The sequence below is a fragment of the Mesorhizobium sp. M2C.T.Ca.TU.002.02.1.1 genome (assembly GCF_003997225.1).
In genome coordinates this window covers 1-14424 of sequence record NZ_RZTO01000052.1, presented here as the reverse complement: position 1 = coordinate 14424, position 14424 = coordinate 1, and the positions used below count along the sequence as shown (strand labels likewise).

The window sequence follows — 14424 nt, the reverse complement described above, 5'->3', positions numbered from 1 at the left end:
GGCCTTAGCGGACCACGTAGGGCAGCAGGCCGAGGAAGCGGGCGCGCTTGATCGCCTTGGCGAGCTCGCGCTGCTTCTTCTGGCTGACGGCGGTGATGCGCGAGGGCACGATCTTGCCGCGCTCGGAAATGTAGCGCTGCAGGAGACGCACGTCCTTGTAGTCGATCTTCGGGGCATTGGCGCCGGAGAACGGGCAGGTCTTGCGGCGGCGATGGAACGGGCGCCGGGTCGGGATCTGGTTGATGTCGACCATTATTCTGCACCCCCTTCAAAGCCTTCGCGCGGACGGCGCGGGCCACGGTCGCCGCCTTCGCGGTCGCCGAACGAACGCGGACCACGGTCGCCGCGGTCGCGGTCGCCGAAGGACCGCGGGCCACGATCGCCACGGTCACGGTCGCCGAAGCCGCCGCGCTCGGAGCGCTCTTCGCGCTTCTGCATCATTGCCGAAGCGCCTTCCTCATGCGCCTCGACCTTGATGGTGAGGAAGCGCAGGACGTCTTCCGACAGGCCCATCTGACGCTCCATTTCGTTGAGCGCGGCCGGCGGGCAGGTGATGTCCATCAGCGTATAGTAAGCCTTCCGGTTCTTCTTGACCCGGTAGGTGAGGGACTTCAGTCCCCAGTTCTCGATCCGGCCGACCGATCCGCCATTCGCGGTGATGACGCCCTTGTACTGTTCGACAAGCGCGTCAACCTGCTGCTGCGACAGGTCCTGCCGGGCAAGAAACACATGTTCGTAAAGAGCCATTATGTCTTTCTGCCTTTCTTCGTTTCTCTGTCCGGCCCTCGCGGCTAAGCCTCTGCAACTTGTCTGACCCGACGGAACGGGGAAGAAAGGAGCATCGCGAGACGGTCGAGAGCGGAGACACGGGAGGCTAAAAGCGCTTCTGGCTTCGTGTCGCGGCTTCGAAAAGCCACGGCCCTCCGTTCAGCCCCCAGCAAGGACCGGCAGATTGCGGGCGTCTATATAGCAATTTCCGGCGAAGGCAAGGCCGGGATCAGGCCAGAGTGACCGCGCAGTGTCGCAGGCCTCAGAAAAAAGCCAGCGCGGCCGATACCCGATCTTGCGGTAATCGGGTTTTAACCACCCCAGAAGGTTGTATCGGGTTGTAACCACCCGTTTATCATGAAAGGCGCATGAGAGGCGCGCGGGCCGCAAGGCGGTAGGAACGCGAGCAATTCCCATCGGGCAATTCCAAGGGGTAGGAAATGCTTCTCAGGCAGTTTTGGCGCTCCCGGAGCGGCAATTTCTCGTTGATGCTGGCGGTGGGGGTGCCTGCCATGTTGGGCGCGGTGGCGTTTGCGACCGACGTCTCGACGCTGATGCGGGCCAAAAGCAATCTGCAGAACGCGCTGGACGCGGCGAACCTCGCTTCCTCGCATCTGGGCGACGCCGAGGTGACGCGCGCCGACGCCTTCAACAGCTATTTCCAGGCCAATATCGCCAGCCACGGCGAGCTTTCCAACCCGAAGGCCACGCTGACGGTCGACAGGGGCGTCAACTTCGTCAAGACCAGGGCCACCGCCTCGGCGGACGTCAATCTCAACTTCGCGTTCCTGTTCGGCGCCGAAAAGCACATCAGCGTCGACGCTTCCGCGGTCGAATCCAACAACCAGCTCGAAGTGGTGCTGGTGCTGGACAACACCGGCTCGATGGCCGGCGCGCGCATCAGCGCGCTGCGGACGGCGACCAAGTCGCTGCTCGATTATCTCGAAGCGGTCAAATCGCCGACCCGTTCCGTCCGCGCCTCGCTGGTGCCCTTCGTCACAGCCGTCAACGTCAATGGCCCCGAATTCGACCCGTCCTGGATCGACATGGACGGCAAGTCGTCCACCAACGGCGTCAATTTCCCGATGATCGACGGCAAGCGGCCGAACCATATGGCGCTGTTCAGGCAGCTTGGCCAGAAGGGCGGATGGAACAACACGGGCTGGAAGGGCTGCGTCGAGGCGCGGCCGGGCGCCTTGAACATTTCCGATACGCCGCCGGACCCCTCGAAGCCCGATACACTGTTCGTGCCGTATTTCGCGCCGGACGATCCCGACATCGCCAAGAAGCCGTCGGCCTCCTACGGCAATTCGTCGACCGGCTACAACAATTCCTATCTGGACGACAGTATCGACAAGACCAAGCTGAGCCAGAACATACTGGGCCTCGATCTGAGCGGGCTGCTGACGGGCGATCTGACGACGATCGCGAAATACGTCGCCTCGACCGCGAAGATAATCACCGAGACTGGCAGCACGATCACCATCGGTCCGAACCGCGCCTGCCCGACGCCGATCATTCCCCTGACAGACGACTTCGACAAGCTGCGCCTGGCGGCAAGCCAGATGAGCGAGTGGAACGGCTCCGGCACCAACGTGTCGGAGGGCTTGAGCTGGGGCCAGCGGGTGCTGTCGCCGCAGCCGCCTTACACCGACGCCGCCCCTTACAAGACGGCCGGCGTCACCAAGGTGGTGATGCTTCTGACCGACGGCGAGAACGTCGTCTACGGCGCCTCCAACACGCCGCAGAAATCGGACTACACCTCCTACGGCTACCTTGCCAGCGGCCGTTTCGGTTCAAGCAACCAGACGACGGCGGCGCGCAACGTCGACGGCTGGACCAAGGATGTCTGCGCCCAGCTGAAGAGCCAGGGTGTCCAGATCTACACCATGGTGCTGCAGGCCGACACGGCGGCCAACCGCTCGCTCTACAGCGCCTGCGCGTCCGACCCGAGCGACTATTACGCCGTCGAGGACCCGGCCAAGTTGCCCAACGTCTTCCAGACCATCGCCAACAAGTTCTCCAGGCTGCAGCTTACGAACTGACGGGGGGTGGCGCGACCCTCCAGCAATTATGCGACTAGCTAATTCGAAGGGAAGGGCGCACAGTGCTCGAGCAAGATTGCCGAGGACGCCCGCTTAACGGTTGCTAGGGGCCGGCTTTAATTGCAAGGCCGTTCCATAACGGCGCTGGGACCTCGCTCGTCCATCCTGCTTTTGATTTGATTCTTTGGTACTGAAGAGGCGGCCAAGCATGGCAGGAACGAGATATTACGTATTTAAGGCCGCTCGCGGTTGGAACATTGGCTATGACGGCAAGGAATATCCTTATAAATCGAACGCTGATGCAGTCATGGCTGCCATCAAGGCTGCAAATAAAACTGCAGCGCTAGGCTTGGAAGCCGAGGTGCTCGTCCAGGGGATAGACGGCAAGTGGCGTACGGAATGGTCAGGTGGATGAGCGGACGTTCAGCGCCTCTCAGTCGATCACAGGGTTACCGGTGGCCGGCAAGCGTATTCTTCGATAGCGGTTTGTAGCGTAAACTCAACCAGTTCCTCGCCTGATTTGATCGACCCGCCTCGATACTGTCGGGCCATTATTCTCAGGGCGCCGAGCAGTTGATTGCCATCTTGAGTAGTCAAAAGATATTTGGGCTGGAAGGCATAGGTCGTCCGCTTTGCAAACAGTAGCGCAGCCGCCGTTTCTCAGTCACGGGGTGTCGGCAGCGCCGGCTAGGCGCGCCTGGGACAAAAGTCGCGCGTGTCAAACCTCCTCGCCGGGCAAAGCGGCGGCTATGCCGTTATCGTTGGATACAGCTTTGATGCCCGGGCGCCGGTCACGTGTGACAGTCGGTTCAAATCAGGCGATTGCGTTCCGCGAGTTCACGTGCCCGCCTTAGAGTACCGTCGGTGTCAGCGATCCTGCGCCTTGCTGCTTCGTCGGTTCTGATGGTCAGCCGGGCCGACAGAATCCTGGATGACTTGGCGACCGCCACGATCACGGCGGGCGGGGCATCCGGTGTTTTCATCGTTCTCATGGGTCTTATCCTTTCAAATGAATAACTACAGGAGGCAGTCGGCGACTGCTCCACATGACCGGGCCATGAGCCATGCTGGCATCCTTCCTGTTTTCGGCCTCGACGAATGCCCGACCGGGTCAGGCTTTTACGGTGACAAAAACCGAGGCCAGCACAGCGACAATCCAGAGCGCGACGCACACCTTCAAGGCGAGCGGCCCATATGAAGGGAGCGCCAACGCCACGAGCGTCCCCACCATCCCATTCGCGCCAGTGCGCCCCGTCGCGACAGCGAGCGGCGTCTTGGTGCCAAGCTTGCCGAAAGCGCGTGGCGGTTCGCGCTTGGACGAGACCTTGGATGTGCCCAAAATGCCAGGCCTCACGGTTGGCGCGGCTGTCGGGCGACCAAGCTTTGACTGCAACTTCTTTCTTACGGGGGAACGGGCGCGCATATCCTTCTATAGACTGCTTGCCCCGCGATAGATAGGAGAACCGAGATTATTCTCCGGAACAGCAAAATTATCTACCTAAACAACCGCAGGGCGTAAAAAATATCGCGTTGGATGAGGAAATTTTATGCCGATTTTTTGAGCCAGGCGTTCGAATCTTATTTAATCGTCAAAAATAAAACGCCATCACCACCTTGCTCGTCGCGCAATTGTGGCGCATATATAAATTCGTTGATTTGGTCGAGGTGGCTTCGTGATCATGAAGCCTCGCCATCCGCTTCCGAATTTCCGACAGCGAATGCATGCGCCGATCCCGGCGCGGCATTTCGCTTCGTTCGAACCCTGAAATGATACCGGCGCTGACCACGGATGTACTGGCAGCGTTGGATATCGTTTCGGCGGTTCGGCTGCGATCGAAGCGGAAGAACGCATGCGCGTGTTTCCGCAGAAAGCCCTCAAAATGGCCACTCGCACCACGCAGACCGTCGTTCGCTTCAACTCGGCGTTCGTGCTGCCGGGTCTCGACGCGCCGCAACCGCCCGGAGACTACCGCGTCGATCTCGACGAGGAGCCTCTCGAAGCGGCTTCTCGTACCGCATGGCGCCGCGTGGCGACTTTCATTCACCTGCCGGCGATCTCCGCAAAGGGATTCACGCAGCAAATGGTGCCGATCGAACCGGCCTCGCTCGAGGCCGCGCTCGACAAGGACCGGAGGCAATCATGACGACCCTCATGCAACGCAACGCACAACCAATCCAGCATGGAGCCCCAGCACGTCTTTTTGACATCGGACAGGCGGTCCGGCTGAAGAGCGGTCCCGGAACCGGCCCCAGGACCGGCGAAATCTACCATGTCACCCGTACCCTCCCGCCAAGGGGAAACTCGCCGCAATACCGCATCCGCAGCGACGCCGAGCCGCATGAGCGGGTTGTGACGGAAGACAGGCTGGAACCGGTCGTCGCGGTGTCGGACGGCGGCATAATGCTCATCGAAAGGACATTCGGACATGGCCAAGGGACAGAAACGCTCGAACAGAGAGATCAGGAAGCCGAAGCAGGAAAAGGCCCCGGTCAAGCCTGAGAATGCGTTCGGCCAAATCAAAGGTGCCGGTGGAACCCACAGCAAGAGCAAGGGCTGACGGCGGATGTTTGCGCGAGGCGGAGTCGTATGAAGGTCATGATCGAATTCTATCGCACGCGCGTTGCCGACGACGCGCACGCCGTCATAGGCCGCGAGATCGTGGACGTAGCCGACCTCGACACCGCGATCGAGATCGCGAGACTTCTGGCAAGGACGCTGAACATGCCCCAGTGGCCGGATGCCGTCGCCATCGCCGACGCCGACGGCGCGACGATCTATTCCAGCATCATCACCGCGCAGGCGGACATAAGCAAAGGGCCGACATCATGAACGCCAGCGACTCTCACGCCGATGCCGCTCGCGACGCCTGGACTCATCCCGGCGAGGAAAATGCAGGTGGCGCGCAGGCATGCGACTTCGGGAACCGTCAGTATGGCCGCCGCGTCGAAGCCGACCATTCCTGGACCGTCTATCACGTCTTCACCGGCATTCCGGCGCATGTGAACGGGGCCTCCATGATCGGGCTCAGCCGTACGGAAGCGACGAAAACCATGCTGTCTCTCAACTTTTGCAACAGCGGGCGCCGCAAGGAGAGGATCGCCGCGCGGTTTGTCGCCCCGCTCGAGAAGGCGGCAGGCTAGTCATGACGCTCGCGTTCCCGAACCTCAGCCGAAGCTTTGATCAGGAGCGCAACGGCATCTACTTCGTTGGTCATGATGGCATGTTTCAAATCCGTTTCTTCATCGAGGCCGAGGCTCTGGCCAAAAACGGCATTGTCCTGGGTGCGAAGGCTAGCGTGGAGATGGCCTATCTTTCGGCATTCGATGGTTTGCGGACCTCCATCCAGGACGTGGCAAGCAAGGTTTATGCCCGCCACCGCCGCGACTCCTACACTTTGACCGCCGCCGATTTCAGGTAGCAGAATCCGCTTGTGATCAAAGCGGGTGAACAATCGACCCGCGGCGCTCGTCTTTCCATGCAATTGGGCGTAGGGTGCATGATGGCTGGCAAAAAATTCCGGGTTCCCGTGGTTGTCTATGTCGCCGGCCCGATTGGCTTCACTCTGATTGAGTCCGTCGCACGGGCTTCGGATTTCCTGTTTGACCGTTGGCCGGGAAACGACAGCCTGGCTTGGACCGACGCGATGAAGCGCCGCGCCGAAGATGGCGCTGCCGATGACGCGAGTGCCGCATTCCTCACCGCGCTTGAGGGGGCGGGGATCGGCTACGACCGCACGGTTGAGATTTACTGAGCTTGGCGGGCCGCGCTGGCCGGATAGCGATCAGCCAGTATTCGGCTTGACGGATCTACCAGAGGGGGAGAGTTCGAATGGCGATGAAGCCGAACTATCGATACGAGCGGAGTCAACGAGACAAGGCCAAGGCGGCCAAGAAAGAAGCCAAGCTTGCCGGGAAAGCTGCGAAGGAGAAACCATTAACCATAGAGCAGAAAGAACAGCGAGAGCCCGCTGCTGACGAAAGCTGAGGCATGGCGATGACGCAGCGCGAGTCGGACAGCTTCGAAATCGACGTGGAATGTCCCCGGTGCCATCATCAGGCAAAGACGCTCGTCGGTTGGATTCGTACTCACACCCAGATGGAATGCGCCAACTGCGGCGACATTATTGACATTGAGAGCAAGAACTTCAGGTGGCATGAGCAGCGCTAAGGAAAAGACCATGCTTCCGTCAGAGCCGCGTTCGCCACGCCTTGCCGTTCTCATCGATGCCGACAACGCCTCGGCCAAGATCGCCGATGGGCTGTTCGAGGAGATCGCCAAGATCGGCGAGGCCAGCGTGCGTCGCATCTATGGCGATTTTTCCAGCTCACGCTCGAAAGCGTGGGCCGACGTCCTTTCGAAGCACGCAATCATACCCCAGCAGCAGTTCGCCTACACGACAGGCAAGAATGCCTCGGACATCACGCTCGTCATCGACGCGATGGATCTGCTGCACAGCGGCCGGTTCGACGGTTTCTGCCTGGTTTCCTCCGACAGCGATTTTACCCGGCTCGCGGCCCGTATTCGCGAGCAGGGCATCGACGTATTCGGTTTCGGCGAGCAGAAGACACCGGAGAGTTTCCGCCAGGCATGCCGGCGATTTGTCTATACCGAGAACCTGCTGGCTTCCGCGCCGGCGAACGAGCCTGAAGCAGTATCGACCGTGAAGCCATTGCAGCAGCCCTCAGCGGCCGTGCCGATCATCCGCAAAACCATCGCGCAGATGGAAAGCGAGGATGGCTGGGTTCCGCTCGGGGCGGTCGGAACGCGGCTTGCCAACCTGGCTTCCGACTTCGATCCACGCACCTTCGGTTTTCGCAAGCTGAGCGATCTCGTCCGTAAGACGAATGCATTCGAAATCGACCGTCCCGAGGGCGGAACGCTGCGCATCAGGATCAAACCTGAGGCCACGCGAGGGAGAAGGCGCAAGACGTGACCGGTACGGCGCAGGTATTATGATGCTCCCCTGGGGCAACCATCTATTGACCGCCTAGCTCTTCAGCGCGCCGCCGACAGCCGTAGAGGTCGGGCTGTACCTCTTGTTCAAAGCAACCATGCGACGGCGGCGCAATGTCGACGTACGACCTTCGTGGACCTTGCTCCCGCCGCAAGTCCGACCTCAACACCGAGCCGCAACAACCGCTCATCTCAACTCGTGTGCGCGACGAGCTTGTCCACCGTCTCGGGGAAGAAGTCGGGCGCCGCGTGCCGCTTGCCGAACATCATGTCGTACTGGATGAGGCGGAAATCGTTGATCTTCGGGTCGATCTGCTTCTGCCTTGCCCAATCCGGCGTCGCTTCGCCCGCGGGCGACAGGAGCAGGTTGCGGTCGACCACCCGGTAGTGCTCGCGCAGCGCGCCGAGGAAACCGGTGTAGTAGGGGTGGGTGATGCCGGCGGTGGTCAGGATATGGTAGGGCAGGAAGGCCGGGCTCACCGAGCCCAGGTTCTGCACCGGACCGGAGCGGTTCGACCAGATGATCAGCGGCGTGTCGTGGTGCTCGAGCGCGGCGTCGCTAGGCTCCTTGCGCGGCGCGACATTGTCCTTGAGGAAGCCGGTCTCGACATAGACCGGTCCGAGCGGCGGCAGATGGTCGCCGAAGAAGGCGATGATGGTCGGCCGCGGGCGGGCCTTCGCCCAGTCGATCAGCCGCTGCAGGCCGCGGTCGGCGTCGGCCGAGCCCTCGGCATAGGAAAGCAGCGATTCCCGCGCCCAGGAACTGATCGGCGCATCGACCGAATGCGTCGGATTGTAGTAGCGGTAGGGCTCGTAAGGCCCATGGTTCTGCAGGCTGACGGCGAACAGGAACACGGGATCGTCGCTGGCGTCCGCCTCGCGGATGATCTCGTCTGTCATCGCCGCGTCGGAAGCCAGCGGCCCGCGCTTCTCCATCGGCGGCAGCGTCTCTTCCGAGCGGAAGTCGTTGAAGCCGAAATCGGCATAGACGGCGCCGCGGTTCCAGAACCAGTTGGTGCCCGGATGGATGGCGCGCGCCCGGTAGCCCTCGCTCTTCAGGAAGGTCGCCAGCGAGGGCGTCGGGGTGCGCACATATTGCTGGTAGGGGATCGAGCCGGCCGGCAGGAAGGCGTTGGAAAAGCCGGTCAGCGCCTCGAATTCGATATTGGCGGTCATGCCGCCGAACTCGGGCGAGAACATCGAGCCGGAGCGCAAGGCGCGCACCGTCGGGATCGGATCGGGCTTGATGCTGACGCCTGGCAGTTGTGTCGGATCCCAGAAGGATTCACTCATCACCACGACGATATCCGGCTTCTCGTCCGGCACCGAAGCGGCGACGTCTGGCCGCTGGATCGCGGCCATCGCCTTTTCGGAGTAGCCGGCGGGAGCCGAGACATGCGCCATCGGCACATTCATCGCAAAGGCGAGCGCAAAGCCGTTGGAGGCGTAGTTCTCCTTCTGGTCCCACATGATCGGGATGATCTGCAGCCGGTCGCGCGTCCATGAGAAGGTGGCGTAGTCCATGATCGAGACGAAGAAGGCGAGCAGCGGCACGGCAAGCACCAGCCGCGCCAGGCGGCCCTTGCGGCTGAGGATCGGAACCCGCCGGCGCCAGGTCCGCCAGCAATAGACGAGCAGCGTCAGGCCACCGATGATGGCTGCGGCCAGCATGATGGCCGTCCACGGCCGTTCGCGCACCAGAAGCGGCATCAGCGCCACGATCTGGCGGGCAAACAGGAAATCCGTCGGATAGAGCGGGTCGCCGAGATAATGCGATTTCTGGTGGCCGACAAAGGCTAGCGCCAGCGTCAGCGGCGCCACGATCATCAGGCTCTGATGGCTGCGGCCCAGTATGGCGTCGAGCCCGACCAGCACCAGCGCGAAGACGATGATGGTGGTCCAGCCCGGCTTGAAGGGCTGCAGGAAGAAATCGACCGTGCCGAAGAAATCGCCGCGCACGATCCATTCGATCGCGAAGACGAGCAGGGCGGCGGCAAGAAGCGTCGCCAGGCCGTAGCGTACGGTCGGCCAGGTTCGTCCGGGCAAATAGCCGGTGGACGGATCGTCTTCCAAAAATCCCGGCACGGGCTTGGCCGCGCCTTTTCTGATCCTTGCCACTCTGTTTTCCCCCGGCCCACGCAACACGCCTTCCACGCCCGTCACGCTTCTGTCATCGAAGTGTCACGCAAAGCTAGCGCCTGTGGCGGAAATAAGAAGAGCCAGCAAACTAAACGTGAGCGGTTTTCATCAGGTGTGATCGCCAAAAAGCCTTTCGGAACAGGGAGTCAGCCGGTTCTTCCGGCTGAAATAAGGGTCCGAGGGGCGCCGGCGGGCTTGACTTGGCCGTCCGCCTTGCGCCAGAGGCAGGGAAAAACCAGCCTCTGGGGAGACTTCAATGGCCGTCGCATTCACCTTTCCGGGACAGGGCAGCCAGGCCGTCGGCATGGGCAAGGACCTCGCCGATCAATTCCCGGAAGCGCGCCGCGTCTTCGAGGAAGTGGACGCCGCGCTCGGCGAAAAACTGTCGAAACTGATCTGGGAAGGGCCGGAAGAGACGCTGACGCTGACCGCCAACGCCCAGCCGGCGCTGATGGCGGTGTCGCTGGCGGCGATGCGGGCGCTCGAAGCGCGCGGCTTCTCGCTGAAGGACAAGGTGGCCTATGTCGCCGGCCATTCGCTGGGCGAATATTCCGCGCTTGCCGCGGCCGGCTTCGTTTCGGTCGGCGACGCGGCGCGGCTGCTTAGGACCCGCGGCAACGCCATGCAGGCGGCGGTGCCGGCAGGCGAGGGCGCGATGGCGGCCATCATCGGCCTTGAGCATGCCGATGTCGAAGCGGCTTGCGCGGAAGCGGCCAAAGGCTCCGTCTGCCAGGTCGCCAACGACAATGGCGGCGGCCAGCTGGTGATTTCCGGCGCCAAGGCGGCGGTCGAGCTGGCGGCGAAGCTGTGCACCGAAAAGGGCGCCAAGCGGGCGCTGATGCTGCAGGTTTCCGCCCCCTTCCACTCGGCGCTGATGGCGCCGGCCGCCGATATCATGCGCGAGGCGCTGGCCGGCGTGGCCAAGCAGGCGCCCGTGGTCCCGGTCGTCTCCAACGTCACGGTGACGCCGACCAGCGACCCGGACGAGATCGCCCGCCGCCTGGTCCAGCAAGTGACCGGCCGCGTGCGCTGGCGCGAGACGGTGGAGTGGTTCGGCGCCAATGGTGTGTCGACGCTTTACGAGGTCGGCGCCGGCAAGGTGCTGTCTGGCCTGGCGCGCCGCATCAACCGCGAGATCGCCACCGGCGCCGTCGGCACGGCGGCGGAAGTCGAAGCCGCGCTGGCGGCACTTGGCTAAGGAGCGCTCGAACGTTACCGATAGGTGTCGAATTGTTCACTTCGAAGATTGGTCTAAGCAAAACCGAACCGCTGAACGAGGACTATCGCGTTGCAGCTGAGGTTGTGGAGCGCATTCGGCGCGGTGACGAGGATGTACTAAAGGCCGAAGATTTCTGGCGTGGTTTGGATGATTTGACGTATACGGAGCCAGGATCGCCCGCGGCGAATTCGGAAAAATGAGGTTGCAAAAATGTTCGAACTGACCGGCCGCAAGGCGCTCGTCACCGGTGCAACGGGGGGCATCGGCGAGGCGATCGCCAGGGTCCTGCACAGCCAGGGCGCGATCGTCGGCCTGCACGGCACCCGTGTGGAGAAGCTGGAAGCCCTCGCCGGCGAATTGGGTGACCGGGTAAAACTGTTTCCGGCTGATTTGACCGACCGCGACGCGGTCAAGGCTCTCGGTCAGAAGGCGGAAGCCGACCTCGAAGGCGTCGACATCCTGGTCAACAATGCCGGCATCACCAAGGATGGCCTGTTCGTGCGCATGTCGGACGCCGACTGGGACAGCGTGATCGAAGTCAACCTGACCGCCGTGTTCCGGCTCACCCGCGAGCTCACCCATCCGATGATGCGCCGCCGCCATGGCCGCATCATCAACATCACTTCGGTGGTCGGCGTCACCGGCAATCCCGGCCAGACCAATTACTGCGCCTCCAAGGCCGGCATGATCGGCTTCTCCAAATCGCTGGCGCAGGAGATCGCCACCCGCAACATCACCGTCAACTGCGTCGCTCCGGGCTTCATCGAATCGGCCATGACCGACAAGCTCAACGACAAGCAGAAAGAGACGATCATGGCCGCGATCCCGACAAGGCGCATGGGCACCAGCGCCGAGGTTGCGTCCGCCGTCGCCTATCTTGCTTCCAATGAGGCGGCTTACGTCACCGGCCAGACCATTCATGTGAATGGCGGCATGGCGATGATCTAAGGGCGATCTGGGGCGCCGAGCGCCTGTGAAAACAGCCATTTCGGCTTGGACGCCCGTCATTTTTCGTGTAATGCGGCCCGCAACCCGGCGGTTCGGGCAAAAACCGGTCCTGTGGCGTTGCGTTGCCCGCAAGACCATCTTTCAGCTTGATTAGCGGCATTCCGCCCGCTAACGAAGATAGACAACATAAGACGAGGATTGCCCCAAATGAGTGACACCGCAGAGCGCGTCAAGAAGATCGTCATCGAGCATCTCGGCGTCGATGCCGACAAGGTGACGGAGCAGGCGAGCTTCATCGACGATCTGGGCGCGGACAGCCTCGACACGGTCGAACTCGTCATGGCGTTCGAAGAAGAGTTCGGCGTCGAAATTCCGGACGATGCCGCCGAGACCATCCTGACCGTCGGCGATGCCGTGAAGTATATCGACAAGGCCTCGGCCTGAGTTCTTTCGCGGGCATCACCGGGGAGGACCTGCGATGAGGCGTGTCGTCGTCACGGGCCTTGGCCTGCTTTCGCCGTTCGGCATGGGCTTTGAGCACAGCTGGCGGGAATTGCTCTCCGGCCACAGCGCCTGCCGCCGCGTCACAGAATTCGAGGTGGACGATCTTGCCTGCAAGATCGCCCACATCATTCCGCGCGGCGACGGCTCGAATGGAACCTTCAATCCGGAGGCCGTGCTCGAGCCGAAGGAATTGCGCAAGATCGGCGACTTCATCCTTTACGGCATCGCGGCCGCCGACGAGGCGCTGGCCGATTCCGGCTGGAAGCCCGAAACACATGAGGACCAGTGCGCCACCGGCGTGCTGATCGGCTCCGGCATCGGCGGCATCGACGGCATCGCCGAAAACGCGATGATCCTGAAGGATCGCGGCCCGCGCCGTATCAGTCCCTTCTTCATCCCCGGACAGATCATCAACCTGGTTTCGGGCCAGGTTTCCATCCGTCACGGCTTGAAAGGCCCGAACCATGCGGTGGTCACCGCCTGCTCGACCGGCGCGCATGCCATCGGCGACGCGGCCCGGCTGATCATGTGGGGCGATGCCGACGTCATGGTGGCGGGCGGCGCCGAAGCGCCGATCACCAGGCTGTCGATCGCCGGCTTCGCTGCCTGCCGCGCGCTCTCCACCGAACGCAACGACGCGCCGGAAACCGCTTCGCGTCCCTATGACCGCGACCGCGACGGCTTCGTCATGGGCGAGGGCGCCGGCGTCGTCGTGCTGGAAGAGCTCGAGCACGCCAAGGCGCGCGGCGCCAAGATCTATGCGGAAGTCACCGGCTATGGACTGACCGGCGACGCCTACCACATCACCGCCCCCGCCGAGGACGGCGACGGCGCCTTCCGCTGCATGACGGCGGCGCTGAACCGGGCGAAGCTTTCGCCGGCCGATGTCGATTACATCAACGCCCATGGCACCTCGACCATGGCCGACACGATCGAGCTCGGCGCGGTCGAGCGGCTGGTCGGCAACGCGGCCTCGAAGATTTCGATGTCGTCGACAAAGTCGTCCGTCGGCCATCTGCTGGGCGCCGCGGGCGCCGCGGAAGCGATCTTCTCGATCCTCGCCATCCGCGACAATGTTGCGCCCGCCACCATCAATCTCGACAATCCGGAACGCGAGACGGCGATCGACCTCGTGCCGAACAAGCCGCGCCAGCGCCAGATCGACGTCGCGCTGTCGAACTCCTTCGGGTTCGGCGGCACCAACGCCTCGCTCGTGTTCCAGCGTTACAACGGCTGAGTAGCAACCGGAGCAGTCCCACGGAGCGCGCGCGGTTTCCCCTCCGGAATTGCTCAGAGACAGACTAATCGGCAGTCCGCCAACTGCCGTCATTTTTGCCAAATTCGCCCCTAGCTTTTCGGCGAGGGATTCGTTGCAAGATCAGACGGCAGGGCGTCATGAACACTAATCCGAGCGACGGGGAATTCGGACGGCAAGGTGCGAAGGGGCCGATCGTGCCGAAGACCGCCGCCGAGGCGTTGCGTCCGGAGGCCGGCACACCACCGCCGTCGAAGCGTTCGCGCGCCTCGCGCAGCCAGGTCGTCGTGTTCCTGAATTTCTTCCTCTCCTTAATCATCCTGGTGGTGCTCGCCTCGGGTGCGGCGCTCTATTTCGGCATGCAGGCTTTCATCGAGCCCGGCCCGTCCGCCAATGGCGACACCTTCATGATCAAGCCGAACACCGGCGTGCAGGAGATCGCTGACCAGCTCGAGCGCCGCAGCCTGATCAGCGATGCCCGCATCTTCCGGCTCGGCGTGCGCGCCACCGGCAATGAATCGGCGCTGAAGGCCGGCGAATACGCCATCAAGCCGCGCGCTTCGATGCGCGACATCATGGAGCTTTTCAAGAG

The 14424-nt window shown here is 62.5% G+C and carries 20 protein-coding genes; 15 read left to right on the top strand and 5 right to left on the bottom strand.

What is annotated here, in order from left to right:
• Nucleotides 1-4: 4 nt before the first annotated feature.
• Complete coding sequence (gene rpsR / locus EOD07_RS04880) at nt 5-253, bottom strand: 30S ribosomal protein S18 (RefSeq protein ID WP_006203718.1); 249 nt, start codon at nt 251-253, stop codon at nt 5-7.
• A complete protein-coding gene (gene rpsF / locus EOD07_RS04875; RefSeq protein ID WP_073987204.1) occupies nt 253-747 on the bottom strand; it encodes a 30S ribosomal protein S6 in 495 nt (164 codons plus the stop codon). The genes rpsR and rpsF overlap by 1 nt, the downstream gene beginning before the upstream one ends.
• A 461-nt stretch (nt 748-1208) precedes the next feature.
• On the opposite strand from rpsF, the gene EOD07_RS04870 reads away from it, so the two are divergent.
• Both EOD07_RS04870 and EOD07_RS04865 read left to right on the top strand, forming a co-directional pair.
• Nucleotides 1209-2813 carry a pilus assembly protein gene (locus EOD07_RS04870; protein ID WP_127234178.1) on the top strand — a complete coding sequence of 535 codons (1605 nt, stop codon included), beginning with the start codon at nt 1209-1211 and terminating at the stop codon, nt 2811-2813.
• A 208-nt stretch (nt 2814-3021) separates the two neighbouring features.
• The gene (locus tag EOD07_RS04865) at nt 3022-3228 is read left to right on the top strand and encodes a DUF2188 domain-containing protein (RefSeq protein ID WP_127234177.1); all 207 of its coding nucleotides are present in this window, start codon (nt 3022-3024) and stop codon (nt 3226-3228) included.
• Nucleotides 3229-3622: 394 nt separating this feature from the next.
• Here EOD07_RS04865 and EOD07_RS04860 read toward each other — a convergent pair whose 3' ends face one another.
• Nucleotides 3623-3805 carry a hypothetical protein gene (locus EOD07_RS04860; protein WP_127234176.1) on the bottom strand — a complete coding sequence of 61 codons (183 nt, stop codon included), beginning with the start codon at nt 3803-3805 and terminating at the stop codon, nt 3623-3625.
• Between the two features lie 888 nt (nt 3806-4693).
• Here EOD07_RS04860 and EOD07_RS04855 point away from each other — a divergent pair.
• The 7 genes from EOD07_RS04855 (at nt 4694) to EOD07_RS37535 (ending at nt 6798) form a co-directional block, all read left to right on the top strand.
• Nucleotides 4694-4957, top strand: a complete 264-nt coding sequence (locus EOD07_RS04855; protein ID WP_127234181.1) for a hypothetical protein — start codon at nt 4694-4696, stop codon at nt 4955-4957.
• Entirely contained in the window at nt 4954-5313 is a 360-nt protein-coding gene (locus EOD07_RS04850) for a hypothetical protein (RefSeq protein WP_127234175.1), read from the top strand. The genes EOD07_RS04855 and EOD07_RS04850 overlap by 4 nt, the downstream gene beginning before the upstream one ends.
• Before the next feature lie 87 nt (nt 5314-5400).
• Complete coding sequence (locus tag EOD07_RS04845; protein ID WP_127234174.1) at nt 5401-5643, top strand: hypothetical protein; 243 nt, start codon at nt 5401-5403, stop codon at nt 5641-5643.
• The gene (locus EOD07_RS04840; protein ID WP_127234173.1) at nt 5640-5954 is read left to right on the top strand and encodes a hypothetical protein; all 315 of its coding nucleotides are present in this window, start codon (nt 5640-5642) and stop codon (nt 5952-5954) included. Before EOD07_RS04845 ends, EOD07_RS04840 begins: the two co-directional genes overlap by 4 nt.
• A gap of 2 nt (nt 5955-5956) precedes the next feature.
• Nucleotides 5957-6232, top strand: coding sequence for a DUF1488 domain-containing protein (locus tag EOD07_RS04835; RefSeq protein WP_127234172.1), 276 nt, complete (start codon nt 5957-5959; stop codon nt 6230-6232).
• A gap of 78 nt (nt 6233-6310) precedes the next feature.
• Complete coding sequence (locus EOD07_RS04830; RefSeq protein WP_245469847.1) at nt 6311-6565, top strand: DUF982 domain-containing protein; 255 nt, start codon at nt 6311-6313, stop codon at nt 6563-6565.
• A 77-nt stretch (nt 6566-6642) separates the two neighbouring features.
• On the top strand, nt 6643-6798 hold the full coding sequence (locus EOD07_RS37535) for a hypothetical protein (RefSeq protein ID WP_164772066.1): 156 nt from the start codon (nt 6643-6645) through the stop codon (nt 6796-6798).
• On the opposite strand, the gene EOD07_RS38390 is transcribed toward EOD07_RS37535, so the two are convergent.
• Entirely contained in the window at nt 6748-7119 is a 372-nt protein-coding gene (locus EOD07_RS38390; RefSeq protein WP_245469852.1) for a hypothetical protein, read from the bottom strand. The two genes, EOD07_RS37535 and EOD07_RS38390, sit on opposite strands and share 51 nt — an antisense overlap.
• On the opposite strand from EOD07_RS38390, the gene EOD07_RS04825 reads away from it, so the two are divergent.
• Nucleotides 7034-7747, top strand: coding sequence for an NYN domain-containing protein (locus EOD07_RS04825; protein WP_245469848.1), 714 nt, complete (start codon nt 7034-7036; stop codon nt 7745-7747). The two genes, EOD07_RS38390 and EOD07_RS04825, sit on opposite strands and share 86 nt — an antisense overlap.
• A gap of 212 nt (nt 7748-7959) precedes the next feature.
• Here the strand turns inward: EOD07_RS04825 and EOD07_RS04820 are convergent, their stop codons facing one another.
• Nucleotides 7960-9885, bottom strand: coding sequence for an LTA synthase family protein (locus tag EOD07_RS04820; protein ID WP_164772065.1), 1926 nt, complete (start codon nt 9883-9885; stop codon nt 7960-7962).
• 277 nt (nt 9886-10162) lie between these two features.
• Between EOD07_RS04820 and fabD the strand changes: the two genes are divergently transcribed.
• From fabD to EOD07_RS04790, 5 genes are all read left to right on the top strand, one after another.
• Nucleotides 10163-11104, top strand: a complete 942-nt coding sequence (gene fabD / locus EOD07_RS04815; protein WP_127234170.1) for an ACP S-malonyltransferase — start codon at nt 10163-10165, stop codon at nt 11102-11104.
• 231 nt (nt 11105-11335) lie between these two features.
• On the top strand, nt 11336-12073 hold the full coding sequence (gene fabG / locus EOD07_RS04805) for a 3-oxoacyl-[acyl-carrier-protein] reductase (protein WP_041010746.1): 738 nt from the start codon (nt 11336-11338) through the stop codon (nt 12071-12073).
• Nucleotides 12074-12280: 207 nt separating this feature from the next.
• Complete coding sequence (locus tag EOD07_RS04800; protein WP_006203723.1) at nt 12281-12517, top strand: acyl carrier protein; 237 nt, start codon at nt 12281-12283, stop codon at nt 12515-12517.
• Nucleotides 12518-12551: 34 nt separating this feature from the next.
• The gene (gene fabF / locus EOD07_RS04795; RefSeq protein WP_127234168.1) at nt 12552-13814 is read left to right on the top strand and encodes a beta-ketoacyl-ACP synthase II; all 1263 of its coding nucleotides are present in this window, start codon (nt 12552-12554) and stop codon (nt 13812-13814) included.
• Nucleotides 13815-13972: 158 nt separating this feature from the next.
• A partial coding sequence (locus EOD07_RS04790) for an endolytic transglycosylase MltG (RefSeq protein ID WP_206519419.1) occupies nt 13973-14424 on the top strand: 452 nt, incomplete at its 3' end.